This window comes from Variovorax sp. 38R (genome assembly GCF_014843395.1).
GTDB classification, from domain to species: Bacteria; Pseudomonadota; Gammaproteobacteria; order Burkholderiales; family Burkholderiaceae_C; genus Variovorax; species Variovorax paradoxus_H.
Genome location: NZ_CP062121.1, coordinates 6,812,501 through 6,837,575 on the forward strand (window position 1 = coordinate 6,812,501; position 25,075 = coordinate 6,837,575).

The following is a 25,075-nucleotide window of genomic DNA, read 5'->3' on the forward strand; positions in this document are numbered from 1 at the left end:
AGCCACTAAGCTTCAGCTAACAACGACCGTACCGCAAACCGACACTGGTGCGCGAGATGAGTATTCTAAGGCGCTTGAGAGAACTCAGGAGAAGGAACTCGGCAAATTGACACCGTAACTTCGGAAGAAGGTGTGCCCTATTAGTGTGTAGTGAACAACGAAGCATGAATGGGTTGCAAAAAATCGGTGGCTGCGACTGTTTATTAAAACACAGCACTCTGCAAACACGAAAGTGGACGTATAGGGTGTGACGCCTGCCCGGTGCTGGAAGATTAAATGATGGGGTGCAAGCTCTTGATTGAAGTCCCAGTAAACGGCGGCCGTAACTATAACGGTCCTAAGGTAGCGAAATTCCTTGTCGGGTAAGTTCCGACCTGCACGAATGGCGTAACGATGGCCACACTGTCTCCTCCTGAGACTCAGCGAAGTTGAAATGTTTGTGATGATGCAATCTCCCCGCGGAAAGACGGAAAGACCCCATGAACCTTTACTGTAGCTTTGTATTGGACTTTGAACAGATCTGTGTAGGATAGGTGGGAGGCTTTGAAGCAGGGTCGCTAGATCTTGTGGAGCCAACGTTGAAATACCACCCTGGTGTGTTTGAGGTTCTAACCTAGGTCCATTATCTGGATCGGGGACAGTGCATGGTAGGCAGTTTGACTGGGGCGGTCTCCTCCCAAAGCGTAACGGAGGAGTTCGAAGGTACGCTAGTTACGGTCGGACATCGTGACGATAGTGCAATGGCATAAGCGTGCTTAACTGCGAGACTGACAAGTCGAGCAGATGCGAAAGCAGGACATAGTGATCCGGTGGTTCTGTATGGAAGGGCCATCGCTCAACGGATAAAAGGTACTCTGGGGATAACAGGCTGATACCGCCCAAGAGTTCATATCGACGGCGGTGTTTGGCACCTCGATGTCGGCTCATCTCATCCTGGGGCTGTAGCCGGTCCCAAGGGTATGGCTGTTCGCCATTTAAAGAGGTACGTGAGCTGGGTTTAAAACGTCGTGAGACAGTTTGGTCCCTATCTTCCGTGGGCGCTGCAGATTTGAGGAAGCCTGCTCCTAGTACGAGAGGACCGGAGTGGACACACCTCTGGTGTATCGGTTGTCACGCCAGTGGCATTGCCGAGTAGCTAAGTGTGGAAGAGATAACCGCTGAAAGCATCTAAGCGGGAAACTCGTTTCAAGATGAGATCTGCCGGGGCCTTGAGCCCCCTAAAGAGTCGTTCAAGACCAGGACGTTGATAGGTCAGGTGTGGAAGCGCAGTAATGCGTTAAGCTAACTGATACTAATTGCTCGTGCGGCTTGACCCTATAACTTTGATCAATCTGATCAAGGTGTTATGCCAAGTTGACGCATTCAAAATAATTCGCCAAAAGCTGATTCCAAACTCTATGAATTCGTTTGATTGATCGTGTGATCAGTCAGACAACCCTTTATGCCTGATGACCATAGCGAGTTGGTACCACTCCTTCCCATCCCGAACAGGACAGTGAAACGACTCAGCGCCGATGATAGTGCGGGTTCCCGTGTGAAAGTAGGTCATCGTCAGGCTCTTACAGCCCAGAAAACCCCAGTCAGCAATGACTGGGGTTTTTTGCTTTGCGCGACGCAAAGGCAAAGAACGCGCAAAGCACGAGCAAGCGAATAGATAGACAAAGAAAAAGCGCCAACTCGAAAGAGATTGCGCTTTTTTATTGGGACAAAACAACCGCTGATCAAGCGTTGCGAACCCCCAAAGCATCGGATTGCGCTGCACCAACCGCAATCAGCTCCGACAGCAACTCCCCAGTTAGAGCTGCCAACGTCTCATCCGCAAAGAATCGAGCCCGGATCCGCTCGAAATACGGCGTCCCGCCAAGCCACGCTCCCCACTCAGCGTGCGACACCGCATGCAGCTCCAGCAGCTTGAACTTCATCAGCACCTTCATCGCATGGCGTGCGTGCTTCTGAGGATCTCGTTGCAAACCGGCCAGGCGCCGGCGCGCCGTCTGCAAAGCTCGCTCGACGTCGACAAAGACTCCGCCATGACCTGGAATCACCTGCCGAGGCGATAATTGCCCGTCGCTCAAAACAAAAAAGCCCGATGAGGTGAGCTCATCGGGCTTTCTATTGGGTTTTCAGTGCCCGCGCTTCGCAGGTCGTATGAGCCTGCGAGAAGTGCTTACTTAGGCCGTCAACCGCTGCTCAATCGCTGCCTTCGTCTCCGGCAACTCCTTCGGCAGGTGGTGCGCCAGCTGCTGGAACAACTCTGTGTGCAGCTTCAGCTCAGCCTGCCAGGCCGCCTTGTCGATGCTCGTGACCGTCGCGAACTGCTCGGCGCTGAAATCCAGGCCGGTCCAGTTCAGGTCTTCATAGCGCGGGCTCACGCCGGTGATGTGTTCGATACCTTCCGTCGCCTTGCCTTCCACGCGGTCGATCATCCACTTCAGCACGCGCATGTTCTCGCCGTAACCCGGCCAGACGAACTTGCCGTCGGCGCCCTTGCGGAACCAGTTGGTCGTGTAGATCTTCGGCAGCTGGGCGCCCGAGGCTTCCAGCCTCTTGCCCAGGTCGAGCCAGTGCTGGAAGTAGTCGCTCATGTTGTAGCCCATGAACGGCAGCATCGCGAACGGGTCACGGCGCACCACGCCCTGCTGGCCGGCGGCCGCAGCGGTGGTTTCCGAGCCCATCGTCGCGGCCATGTAGACGCCCTCGACCCAGTTGCGGGCTTCGGTGACCAGCGGGACGGTCGTCGAGCGGCGGCCGCCGAAGATGAAGGCGTCGATCTTCACGCCCTTCGGGTCGTCCCAGGCATCGTCGAGCGCGGGGTTGTTGGTGGCGGCCACGGTGAAGCGCGCGTTCGGGTGCGCGGCCTTGGCGCCGGTTTCCTTGGCGATCTGCGGCGTCCAGTCCTTGCCTTGCCAGTCGATCAGGTGCGCCGGCAGCGCCTTGCCTGGCGTGTCCTGCTCCATGCCTTCCCACCACACGTCGCCGTCGTCGGTCAGCGCGACGTTGGTGAAGATCACGCCTTCGTCCAGGCTGCGCATGCAGTTCGGGTTGGTCAGCATGTTGGTACCCGGCGCCACGCCGAAGTAGCCAGCCTCGGGGTTGATGGCGCGAAGCGTGCCGTCGGCCTGCGGCTTGATCCAGGCGATGTCGTCGCCGATGGTCGTGACCTTCCACCCATCAAAGCCCGCCGGCGGCACCAGCATCGAGAAATTCGTCTTCCCGCAGGCGCTGGGGAATGCCGCCGCCACGTGGTATTTCTTGCCTTCGGGATTGGTCACGCCCAGGATCAGCATGTGCTCGGCCAACCAGCCTTCGTCGCGGCCCATGTTCGAGGCGATGCGCAGTGCAAAACACTTCTTGCCCAGCAGCGCGTTGCCGCCGTAGCCCGAGCCATAGCTCCAGATCTCGCGCGTTTCAGGGTAATGAACGATGTACTTGGTGGTGTTGCAGGGCCAGGACACGTCCTTCTGGCCGGCCTCGAGCGGCGCGCCCACGGTGTGAATGCACGGCACGAACTCACCGTCGGTGCCCAGCACCTCGTACACGGCCTGGCCCATGCGGGTCATGATGCGCATGTTGACCGCCACGTAGGGGCTGTCGGACAGCTCGATGCCGATGTGCGCAATGGGCGAGCCCAGCGGGCCCATGCTGAACGGCACCACGTACATGGTCCGGCCCTTCATGCAGCCGTCGAACAGGGGCTGCAGCGTCGTGCGCATCTCGGCCGGGGCCATCCAGTTGTTGGTGGGGCCGGCGTTTTCCTTCTGTGCGGAGCAGATGAAGGTGCGGTCTTCGACGCGTGCCACGTCGCTCGGATCGGACATCGCGAGGAACGAGCCCGGGCGCTTGGCGGGGTTCAGCTTCTTGAAGGTACCGGCGTCGACCAGTTGCTGGCAGAGGCGGTCGTATTCTTCCTTGCTGCCGTCGCACCAGTGGATGGCCTCGGGTTTGCACAGCGCGGCCATGTCGGCCACCCAGGCGATCAGCTTGGCGTTCTTGACGTATGAGGGCGCCTGAATGGGAAGGCCCTTCATCGTGGGTGCGTTCATCGGAAATCTCCTAAGTTGAAAAATCGTCTTTCCGAACGGGGCGCCGCGCCTGACCAGGCACGGAGGTCCGTTTGAGAAAACGTTTCGCTTTGGGAGATTGCGTCAACGCGGGCCGCACAGCCCGCGGACAAAAGCGCGAAAGCCTGTCAGCTCAGGCGAGAAAAACGGCGATCGACGCCAGCAGCAGCATCAGCACGCCGCCAGCCAGCGGGAGCACGAGCGGCATCAGGTGAACGACCGATTCGACGGCGTCAGGTTCAGCGGCGGCAGCGTGGTGGCCGTGCTCGGCGGGGGTGGGATGGGACATCGGGAGATACCTCGAATACGCAAATGACAAAGCATCAAATGCAGTCAACCGCAAATGACAAAACTCCCGCCATTTTACCGGCGAGGCGCCGCCAGCGGGTCTAGGGGGTTGCGAGGAGCCCTCAGTGCTGCTCCACCGCTTCGAAACCGGCGTCTTTCAGGGCGCTTAAGACGCTGGCCAGATGGGCCCGGCCCCGCGTCTGCAGCACCAGCTCGACGTCGACATTCTGCGCCGCCAGCATGGTGAAGGCGCGTTGGTGGTGCACCTCGTCGACGTTAGCGCCCGCTTCGGCCACAGTGGCCGTGATCTGGGCCAGCGAACCCGGCACGTCGCGCGCGCTGACACGCACCCGGGCCAGCCGGCCGGCGCGTACCATGCCGCGTTCGATGATGGCCGCGAGCAGCAGCGGATCGATGTTGCCGCCCGACAGCACAAGGCCCACGCGCTTGCCGCGAAAGCGCTCGGGGTGACGGATCAGCGCCGCCAAGCCGGCCGCACCGGCGCCTTCGACCAGGGTCTTTTCGATCTCCAGCAGCATCAGCACGCCTTGCTCGATGTCGCCTTCGTCCACCAGCAGCAGGTCGTCGACCTTGGCCGCGATGATTTCCCGCGTCAGCACGCCCGGCGTGCCGACCGCGATGCCTTCGGCGATCGTGCTCGTGCCTTGCGCGTGGTGGGTGCCCTTGACGGCGTTCACCATTGCCGGAAAGCGCTGCGTCTGGACGCCAACGATCTCGATACCGGGCTTGATCTCCCGCGCCGCGACGGCCATGCCCGCGATGAGCCCGCCGCCGCCGACCGCCACCACCAGCGTGTCGAGGTCGGGCACCGCGTCGAGCATCTCGAGCGCGATCGTGCCCTGCCCGGCAATGATGGCCTCGTCGTCGTAGGGATGCACGAAGGTCAGGCCTTCGCGCTCGGCCAGCGCCAGTGCATGGGCGCGCGCTGCGTCCAGCGTGTCGCCGTGCAGCACCACCTCGGCGCCGAAGCCGCGCGTGCGCTCGATCTTTACGCCCGGCGTGAAGCGCGGCATCACGATGAGTGCGCGCAGGCCCAGCCGCTGTGCGTGATAAGCCACACCCTGCGCATGGTTGCCGGCCGACATGGCGATCACGCCGCGCGTGCCGCCTTCAGACAAATCAACGAGTTTGTTGCACGCGCCACGCTCCTTGAACGACGACGTGAACTGCAGGTTTTCGAACTTCAGGAACACCTGCGCGCCCACGATTTCGGAGAGCGTGCGCGACTCCACGCAGGGCGTGTTGAGCACCTGGCCCTGCAGGCGCGCCGCGGCGCGCCGGATAGCTTCGATTCCGACCATGGCGCGCATTGTGGCTGGAATCCAGCGGATCAGGGTTTTTACTCTTTCGGCGTCTTCCCGAAGCCAAAAGTCTGCGTTATGGTCGCTCCAAGTATTTCCTCGCAGGAGGTTGCCTGATGGTCAAGCGTGCGGGTGTCGATGTGGTGGCTGCTGCGGTGCGCGGGCAGGCCTTGCCTTCGCCCGGTCTCAAGGAAGCGCCGGTGCTCGAGCTCATGTGCTCGCACTTCGTGCTCACGCTCGCGGCCAAGCAGGGCCCGCGCTTCAATGTGCGGCGCGATATCAACGGATTGCTCTCGCTCACCGGGCGCCACCTCGTGTGGCCCGCCGCGGTGCTGCAGCGGTTGCGCGAGTTTCTCGGCCGCCGCTGCGCGGGCAACGAAGCGTGGAAAGGCGTCGAAGATTTCGATGGCCGCACGCTGCTCGAACGCCACGGCGTGTGGCGCGGCCCGTATGAAGAAGGCACGCTGTTCTTCTACCTCGACGAGTACGCGAAAGACCAGCCCAAAGACCTGCTCTCGGTGCTCGCCGTCACACGCGACTGGCTCACGCATGCGCTGCGCAAGCAGTCGACATTGGTCGAGAAGAACATCGACGCGCTCGCCGGCCTGCTGCAGCTCAACAAGGCCGAGCGCGCGCTGCTGCTGTACGGCACGCTCGCGCGCTACCAGCGCGACCTGCGCTCGCTGCTGGTCGAGTTCAAGGTCAACAACGCGCCCGAGGCCTACGCCGCCATCGCCGACATCGCGGGCGTCAACGCGAGCGAGGTGGGCGAGGCATTGCGCGCGGGCTCGCGGCTCGAACGCATCGGCCTCGTCGAGAACCTCATCTCCGAGCACAACATCACCGACCTCGCCGACCTCATGAAGGTCAGCGAAAAGCTGCCGCCCGTGCTCATGCGCGAGTACCGCGACCACAACGAACTGATGGCCGTGTTCACGCGGCCCTCGGCCAAGAGCGCGCTCACGCCGCACGATTTTTCTTTCGTGCAGGAAGACGCGCAGATGCTCGTCACGCTGCTGCGTGCGGCCGTGGCGCGCAAGGAGCCCGGCGTCAACGTGCTGCTCTACGGTCCGCCCGGCACCGGCAAGACCGAGCTGGCCAAGGTGGTCGCGCAGGCCGCGGGCCTCGAACTCTTCGAGGTCGAGTACGCCGACCGCGACGGCAACTCGCTCAGCGGCCGCGACCGCTACCGCTCGCTGCAGATCGCGCAGGTGTTCCTCAAGGGCAGTGCGCAGGCGGCGCTGTTGTTCGACGAGGTCGAGGACGTGTTCCCGCCCATCAGCACCGAGGCCGCGCAGTTCATGGCGCGCGCCGAGCAGATTCCCGCGCCGGCCAGCGGCAGCGTGAGCGGCAAGGCGTGGGTCAACCAGATCCTCGAGGCCAACCCCGTGCCCACGCTGTGGGTCACCAACCGCATCGAGCAGATCGACCCGGCCTTCCGCCGCCGCTTCGCCTACCACCTCGAACTCAAGTCGCCGCCGCCCGGTGCGCGCGAGCAGCTCGTGAAGAAGACGCTCGAAGGCGTGGTCGTGTCCGAGGCCTTCACCGCCAAGCTGGCGGAACGCAAGGGCCTCACGCCTGCGCAGATCCGCACCGCCGTGCGCTTCGCCGGCCTCGCGAAGACCGACGAGGCGTCGGTCGAGGCCCTCATCGAGCGCCAGCTGCGCAACGCCGACCTCGCACTCGGCACGCTCGACAAGAGCCCGGCCGAGCGCCGCAGCGTCACCACCTACGACCTGGACATGCTCCACGTCGAAACCCGCTTCGAGATCCCGCGCATCGTCGAGGCGCTGAAGGCGCGCGGCCATGGCACGCTGTGCTTTTACGGCGCGCCCGGCACCGGCAAAACCGCGTTGGCCGAGCACATCGCCAAGGCCGTGGGCCGCCCGCTCATCGTCAAGCAGGCCAGCGACCTCATGAGCAAGTACGTCGGCGAGACCGAGCAGAACATGGCCGCCATGTTCAAGGAGGCCGAGTCCGAGAAGGCCGTGCTGCTGCTCGACGAGGCCGACTCGTTCCTGCAAGACAGGCGCGGTGCGCAGCGCACCTACGAGGTCACCGAGGTCAACGAGATGCTGCAGGGCATGGAGCGCTTTCGCGGCGTGTTCGTCTGCACCACCAACCTGCTCGACCGGCTCGATCAGGCGGCGTTGCGGCGCTTCACCTTCAAGATCAAGTTCATGCCGCTCACCGCGGCGCAGCGCGAACGCATGTTCGTCACCGAGGCGCTCGCGGGCGACGCGGCGCTGCTCACGGGCGAGGTGCGCGCGCGCCTGGCGCAGCTGTCGCAGCTGTGCCCCGGCGACTTCGCGGCCGTGAAACGGCAGACCGACATCCTCGCGACCGAGTTTTCGGCGGCGGAGTTTCTCGAGCAGCTCGAAGCCGAGCACCGGATCAAGCCCGAGGTACGCGAATCGCGCGGCATGGGCTTCATCCAGTAGCGGGCGGCGTTCCGCGCCCCCCGCACCCCGAACAAGACCAATCAGAACTGTCCGCCACCGCGGACGCCAGGAGGACCCGATGGCCTTTCGCAATGCAGATGCGTCGCGGCGCTCGCGGGCCCTGGCCGCCTGTGCCGGCGCGATGGCGCTCGCCCTGGCCGGTCTCCTGGTGGGATGCGGTGGAGGCGGCGGTGGGGGAGGTGGCGGCGGTGGGTTCCCGATCGGCGTGGCGCCGACGCCCAACCCCGGGGGTGGAGGTGAAGGCGGCATCGTCGCGTCGTCGACCGTCGCCGGCCAGTGCGCCGCGCCGCGCCCGGGCATCAACCCCGCGACCGGCCGCGCCTATCCCGACAGCGCCGGCACGGTCGACAACGAAAAGAGCTGGGTGCGTGGCTGGATCGACGAAACCTACCTTTGGTACAACGAGGTGCCCCCCACGCTCAAGGCGGCCGACTACGCCACGCCGCAGACCTGGTTCGACGTGCTCAAGACGCCGGCCACCACGCCGTCGGGGCGGGCCAAGGACCGCTTCCACTTCACCAACAACACCGAGGCGTACCGCCTGCAGTCCGAAGGCGGCGTGTCGGCCGGCTACGGCATGGAGATGGCCACCGTGCGCAGTTCGGTGCCGCGCAACATCCGCATCGCCTTCGTCGAGCCGGGCTCGCCGGCCGCGGCGGCCGGCCTGGTGCGTGGGGCCAAGCTGGTCGTCGTCGACGGCATCGACGTGGTGTCCGTCCCCGACAGCGAGAGAGACCCCATCTTCCGCGCGCTCTCGCCACGGGCCCTCGGCGAGAAGCACACCTTCACCTTCGAAGTGGAGGGCACGCGCGGCAGCCCCATCGAGCTCACGGCCCAGCGCATCACGAGCACGCCGGTGCAGTTCACGCGCACCATCGGGCCGGCCGGCAACCGCGTGGGCTACCTGCTGTTCAACGACCACATCACGACCGCCGAGGCGCAGCTCGTCGCGGCGATGAACACGCTCAAGCAGGACGGCGGCATCCAGGACCTCGTGATCGACATGCGCTACAACGGCGGCGGCTTTTTGCACATCGCGAGCCGGCTGGCCTACATGGTGGCCGGGCCGGGCCCGACGAACGGCAAAACCTTCGAGCTGCTGACCTTCAACGACAAGAACCCGTACCGCACCACGCTCGCGGAAAACCTCACGCCCTTCTTCACGACCACCCGCGCCGGCCAGCCGCTGCCCACGCTGGGCCTCTCGCGCGTCACGCTGCTGACGAGCGGCGGCACGTGCTCCGCCAGTGAGTCGGTCATCAACAGCCTGCGCGGCGTGGGCGTCACGGTCAACCTCGTGGGCACCACCACCTGCGGCAAGCCCTACGGCTTTGTGCCGCAGGACAACTGCGGCACGACCTACTTCGCGGTCAACTTCAAAGGCGTGAACCAGGCCGGCTTCGGCGACTACGGCGACGGCTTCGCGCCCAATGCGGGCTGCGTCGTGTCCGACGACTTCAGCCACCCGTTGGGCGACCCCGCCGAGCGCCGGCTGGCCGCGGCGCTGCGGCTGCGCGACACCGGGTCGTGCGCGGCGCCGACCGCATCCGCCAAGGCCGCGGACACACTGGGCCTGGAGAAGGGCGACACGCCGTTGGACGACGAGCCCGCCCTGCTTCCCCGTTCGCCGCTGCGCGAGAACCGGTGGATCGACCTCTTGCCAGCCCCTGTCTGATGGCGGGCTGACGTCCCCGCGCGAGGCCGGCCCCGGCCTCGCGGAAAACCCCTAGCCACACCCCATTGCCACGCTGGTGGCCTGCCATTTAGAGTTTGGCAAACGTTTGCGCAAAGGTTTGCGCAAACGTTTTCAATCCCCGGCGCTCCTCTGAAGACCGGACTGAAAACCAAACACTTAGGAGAAGCAGATGCGCAAATGGACAGTGACGACCTTCTGGCTCGTCGCCGTGGCCGTGCTCACGGCATGCGGCGGCGGTGGGGGCGGGAACGACGGCATCGGCCTGGCGCCCGGGTTCGCCGCGCCGCCGGTGGCGCAGAAAGTCATCATCGACAGCGACTACAACACCATGAGCGACGACGGCCAGCTCGGCGTCATGGCCGCGCAGCTGCAGGCCGAGGGCAAGGTGCAGGTGATGGGCATCAGCGTGGTGTCGGGCAACCAGTGGCTCAAGCAGGGCGTGGCCGACGCGCTGATGTCGGTCGAGCGGCTGGGCGTGGGCCAGCGCATCGGCGTCTACGTGGGCGAGAACTACGCCATCAACCACGACTACGCCACCATCGAGGCCGAGATGAAGGCCGGCGCGGGCGGCGACGGCTACCTGGGCGCCTGGAGCGGCCCCGAGCCCAAGACCGACGCTGATCTGAAGCCTTCGCCCGACGGCTTTGCCACGCGCACCGTGGTGCAGCGCAAGAGCGCGGTCGATTTCATCATCGACACCGTCAAGGCCAACCCGAACGAGATCACCATCCTGGCCATCGGCCCGCTCACCAACATCGCGCTGGCCGTAAAGAAGAGCCCCGACATCGTGCCGCTGATCAAGAAGATCATCTACATGGGCGGCGCCGTCGACGTGGCCGGCAACACCACCCATTTCGCCGAGTTCAACTGGTGGTTCGACCCCGAGGCCGCGCAGTTCGTGGTGCGCCTGCCGATCCCGCAGGTGGTGGTGCCGCTGGACGTGACCGACACCGTGTTCCTCACCAAGCCCGTCTACGACCGCATTGCGCACCCGGCCAAGCCGACGGCCGTGACCGAGGTGTTCCGCAAGCTCAACGGCTACGGCTTCAGCGGCACCAACGGCTTCGAGAACAACCCGAACTACACGCAGAACATCTGGGACACGCTGGTGCTGGCCTACCTCATCGATCCGCGCTACGCCACGCAGACTGTCGAGCGCTATGTCGACGTGGTCGCCAAGCCCGGCGCTGCCGACAACGGCCGCTCCATCGGCTACGCCACGCCGCCCGCGGGCGTGCCGCTGCAGAAGATGACGGTGGTGAAGAAGTTCGACAACGCGCGCTTCTTCGAGCTCTACATCGACCTGCACACGCGCCCGGTGCCGATCACGCTGCCGGCAACCACACCGTAAGCACCTGCCGTCAGCCTGCGCGCTTGGCCGGGGCGCCGATACTCCGGCCCTCGAACAGGGAACACACGCATGCTGATCGGCATCGATATCGGAACCTCCGCGGTCAAGATCGTCCTGACCGACATGCAGCTGCATGTCGTGGCCACGGTCGATCGGCCGCTCAGCTCGCAGTACCCGCAGCCGCTGTGGTGCGAGCACGACCCCGACCAGTGGTGGAACGCCGTGTCCGACGGCCTCGACGAACTGGCGCGCACGCACCCGACAGCGATGGCCGGCGTGCAAGGCATCGGCCTGTCGGGCCAGATGCACTCGCTGGTGCTGCTCGACGAAACCGACCGCCCCGTGCGCCCCGCGATCTTGTGGAACGACGGCCGCGCCGCTGCCGAGGCCGCCGAACTCATGCAGACCGACCTGGCCCTGCGCCGCGCCGTCGGTGTGCAGCCGATGGCCGGCTTCACCGGCCCCAAGCTGCGCTGGCTGCGCACCCATGAGCCTCACGCCGTGGCGCGCGCCCGTTCGCTGCTGCTGACCAAGGACTACGTGCGCCTGCAACTGTCGGGCGACAAGGTGACCGACGTCACCGACGCGGCCGGCACCTGGCTGTTCGACCAGGCGCAGCGCCGCTGGTCGCCGCAGGCGCTTGCCGCCTGCGGGGTCGATCCCGCCTGGCTGCCGCGCGTGGTCGAGTCGTGCGAACCCTGCGCCACCGTGCGCGATGCACTGGCTGCGCGCTGGGGCTTGCCGCGCGGCGTGCCGATTGCCGGCGGCGCGGGCGATGCCGCGGCAGGCGGCGTCGGCATCGGCGTGGTCGGGCCGGGCGACGGCTTCGTGTCGCTCGGCACCTCGGCGCAGATCCTGGTCGCCGACATCGCGCACCGTCCCGATCCCGAACGGCTGGTGCACGCCTTCTGCCACGCGTTGCCGCAGCGCTGGTACCGCATGGCAGCGCTGCTCAACGGCGCGAGCCCGCTGGCCGCGCTGGCGTCGTGCACCGGTGGTGCGTCGGTCGGCGAGCTGCTGGCCGAGGTCGAGGCCGCGTACACCGGACCGTCGCGCCTGCTCGCGCTGCCCTACCTGTTCGGCGAACGCACGCCGCACAACAACCCGTTCGCGCGCGGCGCGATCGTCGGGCTCTCGGGCGCCACCACGCGTGCCGACCTGATGCAGGCAGTCTGCGAAGGCATCGCCTTCTCGCTCGCCGATGGGCTGGAAGCGCTGAGCGCCCAGACGGCGCCGCCCGAGCGCCTGGCGCTGATCGGCGGCGGCGCGCGCTCGGCCTTCCTGGCGCAGCTGATCGCCTCGGTGCTCGATGTGCCGCTGGTGCTGTACGAATCCGCCGATCGCGGCCCGGCCTTCGGTGCGGCGCGGCTCGCGCGGCTGGCGGTCACGGGCGAAGACCCGGCGGGTGTCGTCGTCGCGCCGGCCGTGCGTCAGGTGCTCGCGCCCGACGCCGCCTTGCACGCGGCCTACCAGCCCCGGCTCGAGGCCTTCCGCACGCTCTACCGCGCGATGGCGCCGGTCTGGGCGTCGGTGGCCTGAAGAGGCGCTCGCCGGTTCAGTCCGGCGTGAGCCCGGCGGAGTCCACCACCTTCTTGTACACGTCGAACTCGGCGGCGATCTGCTGCGTGAATTCCTGCGGCGTGTTGCCGACGACGAAGGAGCCGGTGTCCTGGATGCGCTTGCGCACGGCGGGATCTTCCAGCGACTTGCGCGCCGCCGCGTGCACCTTGTCCACCACGTCCTTGGGCAGGCCCTTGGGGCCCACGATGCCGTAGTACGCCATGCGGTTCACCGGCGCGAGCCCGACCTCCTTGAAGGTCGGCACATCGGGCAGGTCCTTCAGGCGCTCGGACGCCGCCACGACGATCGGGATCAGCCGGCGGTCCTTGATGAAGGGCAGCGCCGACGGCAGGTTGTCGAAGATCATCGCGACCTGGCCCGCGACGGTGTCGTTGAGCGCCGGACCCGATCCCCGGTAGGGGATGTGCGTGACGGACGCGCCGGCCATGCCCTTGTACAGCTCCATCTGCAGGTGCCCGATGCTGCCCGTGCCTGCGGTGGCGTAGGCGTACTTGCCGGGGTTCTTCTTCAGCACCTCGATGAAGCCCTTGTAGTCCCGGGCCGGAAAGCTGGGGTGGACCGCAATGACGTTGGGTGTCGCCGCCAGGTTGATGATCGGCGTGAAGTCGGTCTTGGGGTTGTACGGCACCTTGGGGTTGATGGCCGGATTCGCCGCTGTCGTCGACACGGTGCCGATGCCCAGCGCATGGCCGTCGGGCGTGGCGCGCGCGGTCTCGGCGGCCCCGATCGCGCCGCCCGCGCCCGACTTGTTCTCGACGATGACGCTCTGCCCCAGGTGCCTGCCCAAGGGCTCGGAAATGACGCGCGCAATGATGTCCGTCGTGCCGCCCGGCGCGAACGGCACCTGCAGCTTGACGGGCTTGTCGGGGTAGCCCTGCGCGTGGGCGGGCACGGTCGCCGCCAGCAGGCAGGCGAGGGCGAACAGGGTGGGGTTTTTCGGCAAGGTGTCTTCCTCCTCTTGGATTGATGGAATGGGTGGGATGAGTGGCGGCCGCTCAGGGGCGCCGCGGGATCAGGCAGCTCGCATCGAGCTCGCCCGGGTCGTTGACGCCGAGCATCGCCATGTTCCGGTCGACCTCGTCCCGCAGCAGCCGGATCGCGTGCGTGACGCCCGCGTGGCCGCCCACGGCGGCGGCATACATGAACGGCCGGCCGGCGAACACGGCCTTGGCGCCCAGCGCCAGCGCCTTCAGAACGTCGCTGCCGCGACGCACGCCGCCGTCGACCATCACGGGCAGCTCGCCCGCGGCGTCCAGCACCTGCGGCAGCGCGCGCAGCGCCGGTGCCGCGCCGTCGAGCTGCCGGCCGCCGTGGTTGGAGACGATGAGGCCATCGGCGCCGAGCTGCCGCGCGCGCCGCGCATCGGCCGGATGAAGAATGCCCTTCAGGATCAGCGGCCCGCGCCACTGCTGGCGGATGCGGGCGATGTGGTCCCAGTGGATGTGGTCGCGGCCGGTCGTGTCGCGGATCGCGGTGCTGGAGAAAAGAGGCGCGCCCCGCGTGGCGAACGAATTCTCGAAGTGCGGCATGCCCTGCGTCACGAAGGTCCGCGCGAGCGTGCCGAGCAGCCAGCGCGGCCGCACGAGGCCGTCCCATGCCAGCCGCAGGCTGGGCCGCAGCGGTGTCGTGAAGCCGGCACGCACGTTGTTTTCGCGGTTCGCCCAGACGGGAATGTCGACCGTGACGACCAGGTGGCGAAAGCCCGCGCCGGCGATGCGCGCCACCAGGCCGTCGATGCGTGCCGCATCGCCCGGCAGGTAGGCCTGGAACCACGTGCCGGGCGCGGCCTGGGCCACTTCTTCCATCGGAATGAGCGAGGTGCCGCTCATGACCGCGGGAATGCCGGCCGCCTGCGCCGCCTGCGCGAGCACCAGGTCGCCGCGGTAGGCCGACAGCGCGCTGATGCCGACTGGTGCGATCCCGAAGGGCGATGCATAGCGCTGGCCGAACAGCGTGACCTCCTGCGAGCGCCGGGAGACGTCGACCAGCACCCGGGGCAGGAAGTCGTGCGCGTCGAACGCGGCGCGGTTGGCGTCCAGCGAGCGGTTGTCTTCCGCCGCACCGGCGATGTAGCCGAACAGCGGGCGCGGCAGCCGGCGCTTCGCCGCGTGCTCGAAGTCCTGCAGCGAGAGGATGCCGGCCAGGCGGCGCGGCGTCGCAGCAGCCGCCGGGGCTTGCGCCGGCGCGGGGCGCGGGGCATCGAAGGCACGCGAGAAAACAGTCATGTCCGCCATCCAGTCAGTCGTTCGGTCCGCGCGGACTGTAGGGGGGCAGAAGGTTTTAAAAAAGCGAATTTATGGTAATTTGTCATTTCGCTTTTTTCGAAATGACGGAGGGGACGGCGCATGACGCTGAAGCAACTGGAGGCCTTCTACTGGGCCGCGACTTGCGCCAGCTTTGCGCTCGCGGCGCAGCGGCTGCACCTGTCGACCTCGTCGCTGTCCAAGCGCCTGGCCGAGCTGGAGGTGTCGCTCGGCGCGCCCTTGTTCGACCGCGCCGGGCAGCGGGCCACGCTCACGGACGCGGGCGAGCGTTTCCTGCCGCGCGCCGCCGCGCTGCTGCTGGCGGCCGACGAAACGAAGCGGTCGATCGGCGCGCCCGCCAGCCTCGGTGGCCGTTGCACCTTCGGCATCGGCGAGCTGAGCGCGCTGACCTGGCTGCCCCAGCTCGTCGCGCACGTGGGGCGGCACCTGCCCGACTTGCGCCTGGAGCCGCACGTCAACTTCGGTTCTGCGCTGGACGAGCGCCTGCGCAACGGCGAGCTCGACTGCGCGGTGATCGCCGGGCGTTCACCGCACCACGGGCTGATCTCGTCGCACACCGTCGGCCAGGCGCATTTCGTGTGGGTGGCCGCGCCCGCGCTCGTGGGCAAAAGCACGACCCTCGGCGCGTCGCTGCTTGCGCAACATCCCATCGTGACGCAGCCCCCTGGCGCGGGCACCAGCCGCCTGCTCGACGAATGGCTCATGGCCGAGAACCTCGAGGCGCCGCACCGCCTCAGCTGCAACAGCTGGGGCGCCGTTGCCGGCCTGCTGATCGAGGGGATCGGCGTCGGGTTCCTGCCGGAAGGCTGGGCGCGCCTGCTGTCGCGCCGCGGCGACCTGCGCATCCTGAAGACCCGCCAGGCCTTGCCCGCGCTGACCTACACCTTCCAGAAGCGCGCCAACGACGAGCGGCATCTGCTGACGGCCATGCGCGCCGTGGTGCTCGCGTCCATCGATTTCTCGAAGGCCGCGCGCCTGCTCTAGCCGCAGGTGGTCAGAAGGCTTCGCACACGCGAAGCACCTCGGCGCCGTAGGCCTCGAGCTTCTTCGTGCCGATGCCGCTGATGCCCTGCAGGTCTTCGAGCGTCGCGGGCGCGCGCTCGGCAATGGCGGCCAGCGTGGCGTCGTGGAAGATCACGTAGGCCGGCAGGTTGTGTTCCTTCGCCACCTCGGCGCGCCAGGCCTTGAGCGCCTCGAAGCGCTTCTTGCCGGTGTCGTCCAGCGAGGCGGCCGCCGGCGACGGTGCGCCCTTGGCGACCTTCTCGCGCCGGGGCTTGCGCTCGGCCGGTGACGACACCGACTCGCGCAGCGACACCGTGGCCTCGCCCTTGAGCACCGCGCGCGAGCCCTCGGTGAGCTTCAGCGTGTTGAACGCTTCGGCATCGACCGCCAGCGCGCCCGTGGCGATCAGCTGGCGCAGCACGCCGCGCAGCGCCACCTCGCTGAACTCCGCGCCGATGCCGAAGGTGCTGATGCGCTCGTGCCCGAACTGCTTGACCTTCTCGGTCGCCTTGCCGCGCAGGATGTCCATGATGTGGCCCGCGCCGAAGCTGATGCCGCTCTGCTGCTGCACGCGGTAGATGGTGCTCAGCAGCTTGCGCGCGGCATCGGTGCCGTCCCACACCTGCGGCGGGTTCAGGCAGTTGTCGCAGTTGCCGCAGGGCGTGCTCTGCTCGCCGAAGTAGCCCAGCAGGCGCACGCGCCGGCAGTCGCTGGCCTCGGCCAGTGACAGCAGGGCGTCGAGCTTGCCGCGCATCACCTGCTTGAACTCTTCGCCGGCCGGGCTCTCGTCGATCATGCGGCGCTGGTTCACCACGTCGTTCAGGCCGTAGGCCATCCAGGCGTCGGCGGGGGCGCCGTCGCGGCCCGCGCGGCCGGTTTCCTGGTAGTAGCCCTCGATGTTCTTGGGCATGTCGACGTGGCCGACGAAGCGCACGTCGGGCTTGTCGATGCCCATGCCGAAGGCGATGGTCGCGACCATCACGATGCCTTCTTCGCGCAGGAAGCGGTCCTGGTGCTTCTGGCGCACCGCGGCGTCCAGGCCCGCGTGGTACGGCAGCGCATTGATGCCGGCACCCTTCAGCGTCGTCGCGAGGTCTTCCACGCGCTTGCGCGACTGGCAATAGACCACGCCCGCATCGCCCTCGTGCTCGCGCTCGATGAAGCGCAGCAGCTGCGTGGTGGCGTCTTTCTTCTCGACGATGGTGTAGCGGATGTTCGGACGATCGAAGCTGGAGACGAACTGGCGCGCTTGCTCGAGCTGCAGCCGCTCGACGATGTCGGCGCGCGTGAGGTCGTCGGCCGTGGCCGTGAGCGCGATGCGCGGCACGCCCGGGTAGCGCTCGTGCAGCACGGTGAGCGCGCGGTACTCGGGGCGGAAGTCGTGGCCCCACTGGCTCACGCAATGCGCCTCGTCGATGGCGAACAGCGAGAGCTTGCCGCGCTCGTTCAGCGAATCGAGCTGCGACAGAAAGCGCGGCGTGTTCACCCGCTCGGGCGCCGCGTACAGCAGCGTGATCTCGCCGCGCAGCATGCGGCGCTCCACGTCCTGCGTCTGTTCCCAGTCGAGCGTGGAGTTCAGGAAGGCCGCGTTCACGCCCGCTTCGTGCAGCGCGCCCACCTGGTCGTGCATCAGCGCGATGAGCGGCGACACCACCACCGACACGCCGCGCCCCGCGCGCTGCCGCGCAATGGCCGGGATCTGATAGCAGAGCGACTTGCCGCCGCCCGTGGGCATGAGCACCAGCGCATCGCCGCCGCCCACCACGTGCTCCACGATGTCCTGCTGGGCCCCGCGGAACCGGGCGTAGCCGAACACGTCGTGAAGGATGTCGGCGGGGGCCGCGCTGCCGGAGCTGCTGCCGTCGCTGGACGCGTCGAAGGGGCGGGGAGCGAGGGAAGACACAGGCGGGGTGCGAAGGGCGGGAGAGGGGGAGAAAAGGGCCGGAGCCGGGGCGGACGCCGATTGTCCCCCAGCGGCCCCGATCTGACTGTGGCACGGCGTTTGCAATGGTGAACGCCGTCCCGGCACCCCTCTTGTCTAGACAGCAAACTGGTGCATTTCTCTCTGAAATGCACCGAAACAGGACTTTCGGGTTATCCTGTATAGACAAGTTGGGGCGCCTGGCAACAATGCGAGGCGTGCTGTCCATATCCCCTGGGCATGTATCGCCGAGTCATCTCTCTCAAAAAATGGAACCAGGAGTCCCCATGGTCAAGGTAGTTGTGAAAGTCGCTTCGCTGCTGGCAGCAGGTGCATGTGCAGCGGGCATGGCCGGAACGGCCGCCGCCCAGGACACGAAGATTTCGCTCGGCATGTCCGGCTGGACCGGCTTTGCGCCGCTCTCGCTGGCCGACAAGGCCGGCATCTTCAAGAAGAACGGGCTCGACGTCGAACTCAAGATGATTCCGCAGAAGGACCGCCACCTGGCGCTGGCCTCCGGCGCCATTCAATGCGCGGCCACCACCGTGGAAACGCACGTGGCCTGGAACGCCAACGGCGTGCCGATCGTGCAGATCTTCCAGATGGACAAGTCCTACGGCGCCGACGGCCTGGCCGTGCGCAACGACGTGAAGAGCTTTGCCGACCTCAAGGGCAAGAGCATCGGCGTGAGCGCCCCGGGCACCGCACCGTACTTCGGCCTGGCCTGGATGCTCAGCAAGAACGGCATGACGCTGAAGGACGTGAAGGTGGTCTCGCTCGAGCCGCAGCCCGCTGCGCAGGCCTTCGTGGCCGGCCAGAACGACGCCGCCATGACCTACGAGCCCTACCTCTCGACCGTGCGCGCCAACCCGGCCGCCGGCAAAATTTTGGCCACCACGCTCGACTACCCGATGGTGATGGACACCGTCGGCTGCGCCCCCACCTGGCTCAAGGCCAACCCCAAGGCCGCCGCCGCGCTCACCAAGTCGTACTTCGACGCGCTCGACATGATCAAGGCCGACCCGGCCAAGTCGAACGAGCTCATGGGCTCGGCCGTCAAGCAAAGCGGGGAGCAGTTCGCCAAGTCGTCGGCCTACCTGCGCTGGCAGGACAAGGCCGCCAACCAGAAGTTCTTTGCGGGCGAACTCACCAGCTTCATGAAGGAAGCCGCGGCCATCCTGCTGGAGGCCGGCGTGATCCGCAAGGCGCCGGAAGACTACGCCGCCACCTTCGACGCCAGCTATGTCAAGTAAGGCCTTGCCGCAGATGCAACCGATGACCGCCGCCCCGGCGCGCGCCGTGACGCCGCCGCCCGCAGCCCCCGTGCGGCGCCGCGTGTTCGCGCCGCTCGAACCCATCAGCGCGTCCGCGCGCACGATGCTGGGGCTCGGCTTCTTCGTGCTCTTCGTGGTGGTGTGGGGCATTGCCACGCTGGGCGGCTTCGTGTCGCCCACCTTCCTGGCGAGCCCGATCACGATGGTCAAGGAGGGCTGGCTGCTCTTCACCGAGTACGGCTTCATCGGCGACATCGGCATGACCGTGTGGCGCGTGTTCGGCGGCTTCCTGCTGGCCGCCGTGCTTGCGGTGCCGCTGGGCGTGGCCATGGGCACCTGGAAGACCGTCGAGGCCTTCTTCGAGCCCTTTGTCTCGTTCTGCCGCTACCTGCCGGCCTCGGCGTTCATTCCGCTGCTCATCCTGTGGGCGGGCCTGGGCGAAATGCAGAAGCTGCTGGTGATCTTCATCGGCTCGTTCTTCCAGATCGTGCTGATGGTGGCTGTCACCGTGGGCGGCGCGCGGCGCGACCTCGTCGAGGCCGCCTACACGCTGGGCGCCAACAGCCGCGGCATCGTGGCGCGCGTGCTCATTCCGGGCGCCGCACCGGGCATCGCCGAAACGCTGCGCCTCGTGCTGGGCTGGGCCTGGACCTACGTGATCGTGGCCGAGCTCATCGGCTCCTCGTCGGGCATCGGCCACATGATCACCGACAGCCAGGCGTTGCTGAACACCGGGCAGATCATCTTCGGGATCATCGTGATCGGCGTCATCGGCCTGCTGTCCGACTTCGCTTTCAAGGCGATGAATCGCCGTCTGTTTGCATGGGCTGCACTGTGATGATGACGAGCAACAACCAACTCTCCATTCAAGGCGTCTCGCGCGTCTTCACCGGCACCAAGGGCCAGCGCACGCAAGCGCTGCAGCCGATCGACTTCGAGGTGAAGGAGAACGACTTCGTCACCATCCTCGGCCCCTCGGGCTGCGGCAAGTCGACGCTGCTGCGCATCGTGGCGGGGCTCGACTTCCCGACCACCGGCCAGGTGATGCTCGACGGCGAGCGCATCGAAGGCCCGGGCGCCGACCGCGGCGTGGTGTTCCAGAGCTACACGCTCTTTCCGTGGCTCACCGTGGCGCAGAACATCCGCTTCGGTCTGCGCGAGCGCGGCATGAGCGAGGCCGACCAGAAGGAACGCAGCGAGTTCTTCATCGCCAAGGTCGGCCTGCGCGGCTTCGAGCACCACTTTCCCAAGCAGCTCTCGGGCGGCATGCAGCAGCGCACGGCCATTGCGCGCGCGCTGGCCAACGACCCCAAGATGCTGCTGCTCGACGAGCCCTTCGGCGCGCTCGACAACCAGACCCGCGTGCTCATGCAGGAGCTGCTGCTGGGCATCTGGGAGTCGGCGCAGAAGACGGTGCTGTTCGTCACGCACGACATCGACGAGGCGATCTTCATGGCCAACCGCGTGGCGGTGTTCAGCGCGCGGCCGGGCCGCATCAAGACCGAGATCGCGGTCGACTTTCCGCACCCGCGCAGCTACACCATCAAGACCTCGCCGGAGTTCATGGACATCAAGGCACGGCTGACCGAAGAAATCCGCGCCGAGTCGATGGCCGCTGCGGAACATTGAAAGCACGATGAAACGCGACCTGCCGTCCCTCGCGCTCTACGCGCAAGTCAAGGATCACATCTCCCGCAAGATCCAGGACGGCACGTGGCCGCCCGGCCACCGCCTGCCTTCCGAGAACGAGCTGGTCGCGCAGTTCGGCATGGCGCGCATGACCGTGAACCGCGCCCTGCGCGAGCTCATGGAGCAGGGGCGCATCGTGCGCGTGGCCGGCGTCGGCAGTTTCGTGGCCGAGAACAAGCCGCAGTCGACGCTGCTGCAGATCGCCAACATCGCCAGCGAGATCCGCCAGCGCGGCCACGACTACCGCTGCGAGATGCTCGCGGTCGAGCGCCTTGCGGCCTCGCCCGACGTGGCCGCCTGGCTCGACCTGCGCGCGGGCGACTCGGTGTTCCACAGCGCCTGCCTGCACCTGGACAACGACACGCCCGTGCAGCTCGAGGAGCGCTACGTCAATCCGCAGGTCGTGCCCGACTTTCTCGAGCAGGACTTCACGGCCGTGCCACCCAGCGAGTACCTGGTGCGCCACGTGCCCTTCGACCAGATCGAACACGTCGTCGATGCCGTGCTGCCCAGCGCCGAACAGGCCGAGCGGCTCGCGATGGCGCCCACCGACCCCTGCCTGCTGCTGACGCGCCGCACCTGGATCCGCAACACGCCCGTGACCTGGGTGCGCTGCCTGCATCCGGCCTCGCGCTACAGCCTCGGCAGCCGTTTCAAAGCCGACGGCAACCCGACCTTCGGCTAACCCGTTTTTTTTCGACCCTCAGAGGCCTACGTTTTCTCTCGCAACCACTTGTATAGACAGGTTCACATGCCAAGCAATCACACCGCCACCCCCGAAGCCACCCTGACCCTCACGCCCGGCAAGGTCGACCTTGCGATGCTGCGACGCATCCAGGCCGGCGGCGTGCGCCTTGCGCTCGACCCGTCGGTGCAGGATGGCATGGCCAAGGCCGAGGCCGCGGTGCGCCACATCGTCGAGAACGACGAGGTGGTCTACGGCATCAACACCGGTTTCGGCAAGCTCGCCAGCACGCGCATCGGCAACGACCACCTGGCCGAGCTGCAGCGCAACCTCGTGCTCTCGCACAGCGTGGGCACGGGCGACCCGCTGGCCGCGCCGGTGGTGCGCATGATCCTCGCGACCAAGGCGGTGAGCCTGGCGCGCGGGCACTCGGGTGTGCGGCCCGCGCTGGTCGATGCGCTGCTGGCGCTTTTCAACGCGGGCGTCACGCCGAGCATTCCGTGCAAGGGCTCGGTGGGTGCCTCGGGCGACCTCGCGCCGCTCGCGCACATGGCCTGCGTGCTGATCGGTGAAGGCGAAGCGACGCTGGCCGACGGCCGGAAGGTGAGCGGCGCCGAAGCCATGCGCAGCATCGGCCTGGAACCCTTCGTGCTCGGCCCCAAGGAAGGCCTGGCGCTGCTCAACGGCACGCAAGTGTCGACCGCGCTCGCGCTGGCCGGCCTGTTCGGCGCCGAAGACGTGTTTGCCGCCGCGCTGATGTCGGGCGCGCTGTCGCTCGAAGCGATTCAGGGTTCGATCAAGCCCTTCGACGCCCGCATCCACGCCGCACGCGGCCAGCCCGGCCAGATCGCCGTGGCCGGTGCCGTGCGCACGCTGCTCGACGGCAGCGAGATCGTGCCGTCGCACGCCGACTGCGGCCGCGTGCAAGACCCGTACTCGGTGCGCTGCATTCCCCAGGTGATGGGCGCCTGCCTCGACAACCTGGCCCACGCCTCGCGCGTGCTGGTCATCGAAGCCAATGCCGCGTCCGACAACCCGCTCGTGTTCTGCGACACGGGCGAGGTGATCTCCGGCGGCAACTTCCACGCCGAGCCGGTCGCCTTCGCGGCCGACATCATTGCGCTGGCCGTGAGCGAAGTCGGCGCCATCGCCGAACGCCGCCTTGCGCTGCTGCTCGACAGCGGCCTCTCGGGCCTGCCGCCGTTCCTCGTGCGCGACGGCGGCCTGAACTCCGGCTTCATGATCGCGCAGGTCACGGCCGCCGCGCTCGCGTCGGAAAACAAGTCGCACGCGCACCCCGCCAGCGTCGACAGCCTGCCGACCTCGGCCAACCAGGAAGACCACGTGTCGATGGCCACCTTCGCGGCGCGCCGCCTCGGCGACATGGTCAACAACACCGCCGTCGTCGTCGGCATCGAAGCCATGGCTGCCGCGCAAGGCATCGAACTGAAACGCGGGCTCAAGAGCTCGCCGCTGGTCGAGGCCGAGTTCGCCCGCATCCGCCAGAAGGTCGCCTTCCTCGAGCGCGACCGCTACCTCGCACCCGACATCGAAGCCATGCGCCTGTGGGCGCTCGCGGCCGACCTGCCGGCCGCGCTGCTCGACATCCTGCCCAGCCACGCCAAGTAATCCGAACCGTCCGTCCGCCACCCGACAAGGAGAACCACGCCATGAACGCACCCGACAAATTCGCCCTGAACAACACCCCCGCCGCCGGCACCGACCCGCGCCATGACCCGACCCGCGTGATCCGCGCCCCGCGCGGCACCGAGCTGAACTGCAAGAGCTGGCTCACCGAAGCGCCGTTCCGCATGCTGCAGAACAACCTCGACGCCGAGGTGGCCGAGCGTCCGCAAGACCTCGTGGTGTACGGCGGCATCGGCCGCGCCGCGCGCGACTGGGCCTGCTACGACCAGATCCTCGCGTCGCTGAAGGAACTCGAAGACGACGAGACCTTGCTCATTCAATCGGGCAAGCCGGTCGGCGTGTTCAAGACGCACGAGAACGCACCGCGCGTGCTGCTCGCCAACTCCAACCTCGTGCCGAAGTGGGCCAACTGGGAACACTTCAACGAACTCGACCGCCAGGGCCTCTTCATGTACGGCCAGATGACGGCAGGAAGCTGGATCTACATCGGCAGCCAGGGCATCGTGCAAGGCACCTTCGAGACCTTCGTCGAAGCCGGCCGCCAGCACTACAACAACAGCCTCGCGGGCAAGTGGATCCTCACGGCCGGCCTCGGCGGCATGGGCGGCGCGCAGCCGCTCGCCGCCACGCTGGCCGGCGCCGTGTCGCTGAACATCGAGTGCCAGCAGTCGAGCATCGACTTCCGCCTGCGCACGCGCTACGTCGACAAGCAGGCACGTGACATCGACCACGCCTTCGAACTGATCAAGCAGCACGGCGATGCCAAGGAAGCCGTGTCGATCGCGCTGCTGGGCAACGCGGCCGACATCCTTCCCGAGCTGGTGAAGCGCGCCAACGCCGGCGGCCTCAAGCCGGACCTCGTGACCGACCAGACCTCCGCGCACGACCTGATCAACGGCTACCTGCCCTCGGGCTGGACCGTGCCGCAATGGCAGGCCGCCATGAAGGATGTGTCGCAACACGACGCGCTCAAGAAGGCCGCCGCGAAGTCGTGCGCCGTGCACGTGCAGGCCATGCTCGACTTCCAGGCCATGGGCATCCCCACGGTCGACTACGGCAACAACATCCGCCAGGTCGCGTTCGACGAAGGCGTGAAGAACGCCTTCGACTTCCCGGGTTTCGTGCCGGCCTACATCCGCCCGCTGTTCTGCGAAGGCAAGGGCCCGTTCCGCTGGGTCGCGCTTTCGGGTGATCCGGAAGACATCTACAAGACCGACGCCAAGATCAAGGAGCTGTTCCCCGAGAACACGCACACGCACCGCTGGCTCGACATGGCGCGCGAGCGCATCGCGTTCCAGGGCCTGCCCGCACGCATCTGCTGGCTGGGCCTGGGCGAGCGCCACATCGCCGGCCTGGCCTTCAACGAGATGGTGAAGAACGGCGAGCTCAAGGCCCCCATCGTCATCGGCCGCGACCACCTCGACACCGGCTCGGTCGCCAGCCCGAACCGCGAGACCGAAGCCATGAAGGACGGCACCGATGCCGTCTCCGACTGGCCGCTGCTCAACGCACTGCTCAACACCGCGGGCGGCGCGACCTGGGTCAGCCTGCACCACGGCGGCGGCGTGGGCATGGGCTACTCGCAGCACTCGGGCGTGGTGATCGTGTGCGACGGCACCGACGCTGCCGCCAAGCGCATCGGGCGCGTGCTCTTCAACGACCCGGCCACCGGCGTCATGCGCCATGCCGACGCGGGCTACGACATCGCGGTCGCCACGGCGAAGAAGCAGGGCCTCAAGCTGCCGATGATCAAGTAACGCGGGCAGGCGCTGCAGCAGGTGAAGTAAAAAAGCGGGTCACCCGCCATCCGACACCCGAAAAAGAAGGAGACC

Annotated in this window: 18 protein-coding genes and 2 rRNA genes (1 of these 20 only partly in view); 13 read left to right on the top strand and 7 right to left on the bottom strand. The window is 66.9% G+C overall.

What is annotated here, in order from left to right; genetic code table 11:
* Positions 1-1,316: ribosomal RNA gene (locus tag IG196_RS31705) — 23S ribosomal RNA — on the top strand (it extends 1,559 nt beyond the left edge of the window).
* A 128-nt stretch (positions 1,317-1,444) separates the two neighbouring features.
* Positions 1,445-1,557: ribosomal RNA gene (gene rrf, locus IG196_RS31710) — 5S ribosomal RNA — on the top strand.
* Positions 1,558-1,721: 164 nt separating this feature from the next.
* On the opposite strand, the gene IG196_RS31715 is transcribed toward rrf, so the two are convergent.
* The 4 genes from IG196_RS31715 to IG196_RS31730 form a co-directional block, all read right to left on the bottom strand.
* The gene (locus tag IG196_RS31715) at positions 1,722-1,934 is read right to left on the bottom strand and encodes a hypothetical protein (protein ID WP_192194395.1); all 213 of its coding nucleotides are present in this window, start codon (positions 1,932-1,934) and stop codon (positions 1,722-1,724) included.
* Between the two features lie 237 nt (positions 1,935-2,171).
* Positions 2,172-4,043 (bottom strand): phosphoenolpyruvate carboxykinase (GTP), encoded by a 1,872-nt coding sequence (locus tag IG196_RS31720; RefSeq protein ID WP_192194396.1) that lies wholly within the window; start codon positions 4,041-4,043, stop codon positions 2,172-2,174.
* 151 nt (positions 4,044-4,194) lie between these two features.
* The gene (locus tag IG196_RS31725) at positions 4,195-4,350 is read right to left on the bottom strand and encodes a hypothetical protein (protein WP_180839076.1); all 156 of its coding nucleotides are present in this window, start codon (positions 4,348-4,350) and stop codon (positions 4,195-4,197) included.
* A 121-nt stretch (positions 4,351-4,471) separates the two neighbouring features.
* Positions 4,472-5,671, bottom strand: a complete 1,200-nt coding sequence (locus IG196_RS31730) for a threonine ammonia-lyase (protein WP_169805105.1) — start codon at positions 5,669-5,671, stop codon at positions 4,472-4,474.
* A 116-nt stretch (positions 5,672-5,787) separates the two neighbouring features.
* Here IG196_RS31730 and IG196_RS31735 point away from each other — a divergent pair, with 116 nt between their 5' ends.
* The 4 genes from IG196_RS31735 to xylB all read left to right on the top strand — a co-directional run bounded on the left by IG196_RS31735 (position 5,788) and on the right by xylB (position 12,719).
* Positions 5,788-8,112 (top strand): ATP-binding protein, encoded by a 2,325-nt coding sequence (locus IG196_RS31735; RefSeq protein WP_192194397.1) that lies wholly within the window; start codon positions 5,788-5,790, stop codon positions 8,110-8,112.
* Positions 8,113-8,191: 79 nt separating this feature from the next.
* Positions 8,192-9,808 (top strand): S41 family peptidase, encoded by a 1,617-nt coding sequence (locus tag IG196_RS31740; RefSeq protein WP_192194398.1) that lies wholly within the window; start codon positions 8,192-8,194, stop codon positions 9,806-9,808.
* A 190-nt stretch (positions 9,809-9,998) separates the two neighbouring features.
* On the top strand, positions 9,999-11,180 hold the full coding sequence (locus IG196_RS31745) for a nucleoside hydrolase (protein ID WP_192194399.1): 1,182 nt from the start codon (positions 9,999-10,001) through the stop codon (positions 11,178-11,180).
* 69 nt (positions 11,181-11,249) lie between these two features.
* Positions 11,250-12,719 (top strand): xylulokinase, encoded by a 1,470-nt coding sequence (gene xylB, locus IG196_RS31750; RefSeq protein ID WP_192194400.1) that lies wholly within the window; start codon positions 11,250-11,252, stop codon positions 12,717-12,719.
* A gap of 16 nt (positions 12,720-12,735) precedes the next feature.
* Here xylB and IG196_RS31755 read toward each other — a convergent pair whose 3' ends face one another.
* Both IG196_RS31755 and IG196_RS31760 read right to left on the bottom strand, forming a co-directional pair.
* Positions 12,736-13,704 (bottom strand): tripartite tricarboxylate transporter substrate binding protein BugE, encoded by a 969-nt coding sequence (locus tag IG196_RS31755; protein ID WP_412556362.1) that lies wholly within the window; start codon positions 13,702-13,704, stop codon positions 12,736-12,738.
* Positions 13,705-13,756: 52 nt separating this feature from the next.
* Positions 13,757-14,986 (bottom strand): alpha-hydroxy acid oxidase, encoded by a 1,230-nt coding sequence (locus IG196_RS31760; RefSeq protein ID WP_192194401.1) that lies wholly within the window; start codon positions 14,984-14,986, stop codon positions 13,757-13,759.
* Between the two features lie 120 nt (positions 14,987-15,106).
* Here IG196_RS31760 and IG196_RS31765 point away from each other — a divergent pair, with 120 nt between their 5' ends.
* Positions 15,107-16,009, top strand: coding sequence for a LysR family transcriptional regulator (locus IG196_RS31765; protein ID WP_192194402.1), 903 nt, complete (start codon positions 15,107-15,109; stop codon positions 16,007-16,009).
* A gap of 10 nt (positions 16,010-16,019) precedes the next feature.
* On the opposite strand, the gene recQ is transcribed toward IG196_RS31765, so the two are convergent.
* On the bottom strand, positions 16,020-17,930 hold the full coding sequence (recQ, locus tag IG196_RS31770; protein WP_180839074.1) for a DNA helicase RecQ: 1,911 nt from the start codon (positions 17,928-17,930) through the stop codon (positions 16,020-16,022).
* A gap of 305 nt (positions 17,931-18,235) precedes the next feature.
* On the opposite strand from recQ, the gene IG196_RS31775 reads away from it, so the two are divergent.
* From IG196_RS31775 to hutU, 6 genes are all read left to right on the top strand, one after another.
* A complete protein-coding gene (locus tag IG196_RS31775; RefSeq protein ID WP_192194403.1) occupies positions 18,236-19,201 on the top strand; it encodes an ABC transporter substrate-binding protein in 966 nt (321 codons plus the stop codon).
* 13 nt (positions 19,202-19,214) lie between these two features.
* Complete coding sequence (locus IG196_RS31780) at positions 19,215-20,060, top strand: ABC transporter permease (RefSeq protein ID WP_374221139.1); 846 nt, start codon at positions 19,215-19,217, stop codon at positions 20,058-20,060.
* Positions 20,061-20,062: 2 nt separating this feature from the next.
* On the top strand, positions 20,063-20,851 hold the full coding sequence (locus tag IG196_RS31785) for an ABC transporter ATP-binding protein (RefSeq protein ID WP_099797335.1): 789 nt from the start codon (positions 20,063-20,065) through the stop codon (positions 20,849-20,851).
* Positions 20,852-20,858: 7 nt separating this feature from the next.
* On the top strand, positions 20,859-21,596 hold the full coding sequence (hutC, locus tag IG196_RS31790) for a histidine utilization repressor (RefSeq protein WP_101493555.1): 738 nt from the start codon (positions 20,859-20,861) through the stop codon (positions 21,594-21,596).
* Positions 21,597-21,662: 66 nt separating this feature from the next.
* Positions 21,663-23,225, top strand: coding sequence for a histidine ammonia-lyase (hutH, locus tag IG196_RS31795; RefSeq protein ID WP_192194404.1), 1,563 nt, complete (start codon positions 21,663-21,665; stop codon positions 23,223-23,225).
* A 41-nt stretch (positions 23,226-23,266) separates the two neighbouring features.
* Positions 23,267-25,000: a urocanate hydratase gene (hutU, locus tag IG196_RS31800; RefSeq protein WP_192194405.1), complete on the top strand. Its 1,734-nt coding sequence runs from the start codon at positions 23,267-23,269 to the stop codon at positions 24,998-25,000.
* Positions 25,001-25,075 lie beyond the last annotated feature (75 nt).

Bases quoted from the DNA above. Each gene is read 5' to 3' on its own strand.
- IG196_RS31715 (WP_192194395.1), bottom strand. From the start codon at position 1,934: ATGAAGGTGCTGATGAAGTTCAAGCTGCTGGAGCTGCATGCGGTGTCG.
- hutH (WP_192194404.1), top strand. From the start codon at position 21,663: ATGCCAAGCAATCACACCGCCACCCCCGAAGCCACCCTGACCCTCACG.
- IG196_RS31740 (WP_192194398.1), top strand. From the start codon at position 8,192: ATGGCCTTTCGCAATGCAGATGCGTCGCGGCGCTCGCGGGCCCTGGCC.
- IG196_RS31775 (WP_192194403.1), top strand. From the start codon at position 18,236: ATGGTCAAGGTAGTTGTGAAAGTCGCTTCGCTGCTGGCAGCAGGTGCA.
- IG196_RS31745 (WP_192194399.1), top strand. From the start codon at position 9,999: ATGCGCAAATGGACAGTGACGACCTTCTGGCTCGTCGCCGTGGCCGTG.
- IG196_RS31735 (WP_192194397.1), top strand. From the start codon at position 5,788: ATGGTCAAGCGTGCGGGTGTCGATGTGGTGGCTGCTGCGGTGCGCGGG.
- IG196_RS31765 (WP_192194402.1), top strand. From the start codon at position 15,107: ATGACGCTGAAGCAACTGGAGGCCTTCTACTGGGCCGCGACTTGCGCC.
- hutC (WP_101493555.1), top strand. From the start codon at position 20,859: ATGAAACGCGACCTGCCGTCCCTCGCGCTCTACGCGCAAGTCAAGGAT.
- IG196_RS31760 (WP_192194401.1), bottom strand. From the start codon at position 14,986: ATGACTGTTTTCTCGCGTGCCTTCGATGCCCCGCGCCCCGCGCCGGCG.
- IG196_RS31780 (WP_374221139.1), top strand. From the start codon at position 19,215: ATGCAACCGATGACCGCCGCCCCGGCGCGCGCCGTGACGCCGCCGCCC.
- IG196_RS31730 (WP_169805105.1), bottom strand. From the start codon at position 5,671: ATGGTCGGAATCGAAGCTATCCGGCGCGCCGCGGCGCGCCTGCAGGGC.
- IG196_RS31725 (WP_180839076.1), bottom strand. From the start codon at position 4,350: ATGTCCCATCCCACCCCCGCCGAGCACGGCCACCACGCTGCCGCCGCT.
- IG196_RS31720 (WP_192194396.1), bottom strand. From the start codon at position 4,043: ATGAACGCACCCACGATGAAGGGCCTTCCCATTCAGGCGCCCTCATAC.
- xylB (WP_192194400.1), top strand. From the start codon at position 11,250: ATGCTGATCGGCATCGATATCGGAACCTCCGCGGTCAAGATCGTCCTG.
- hutU (WP_192194405.1), top strand. From the start codon at position 23,267: ATGAACGCACCCGACAAATTCGCCCTGAACAACACCCCCGCCGCCGGC.
- IG196_RS31785 (WP_099797335.1), top strand. From the start codon at position 20,063: ATGACGAGCAACAACCAACTCTCCATTCAAGGCGTCTCGCGCGTCTTC.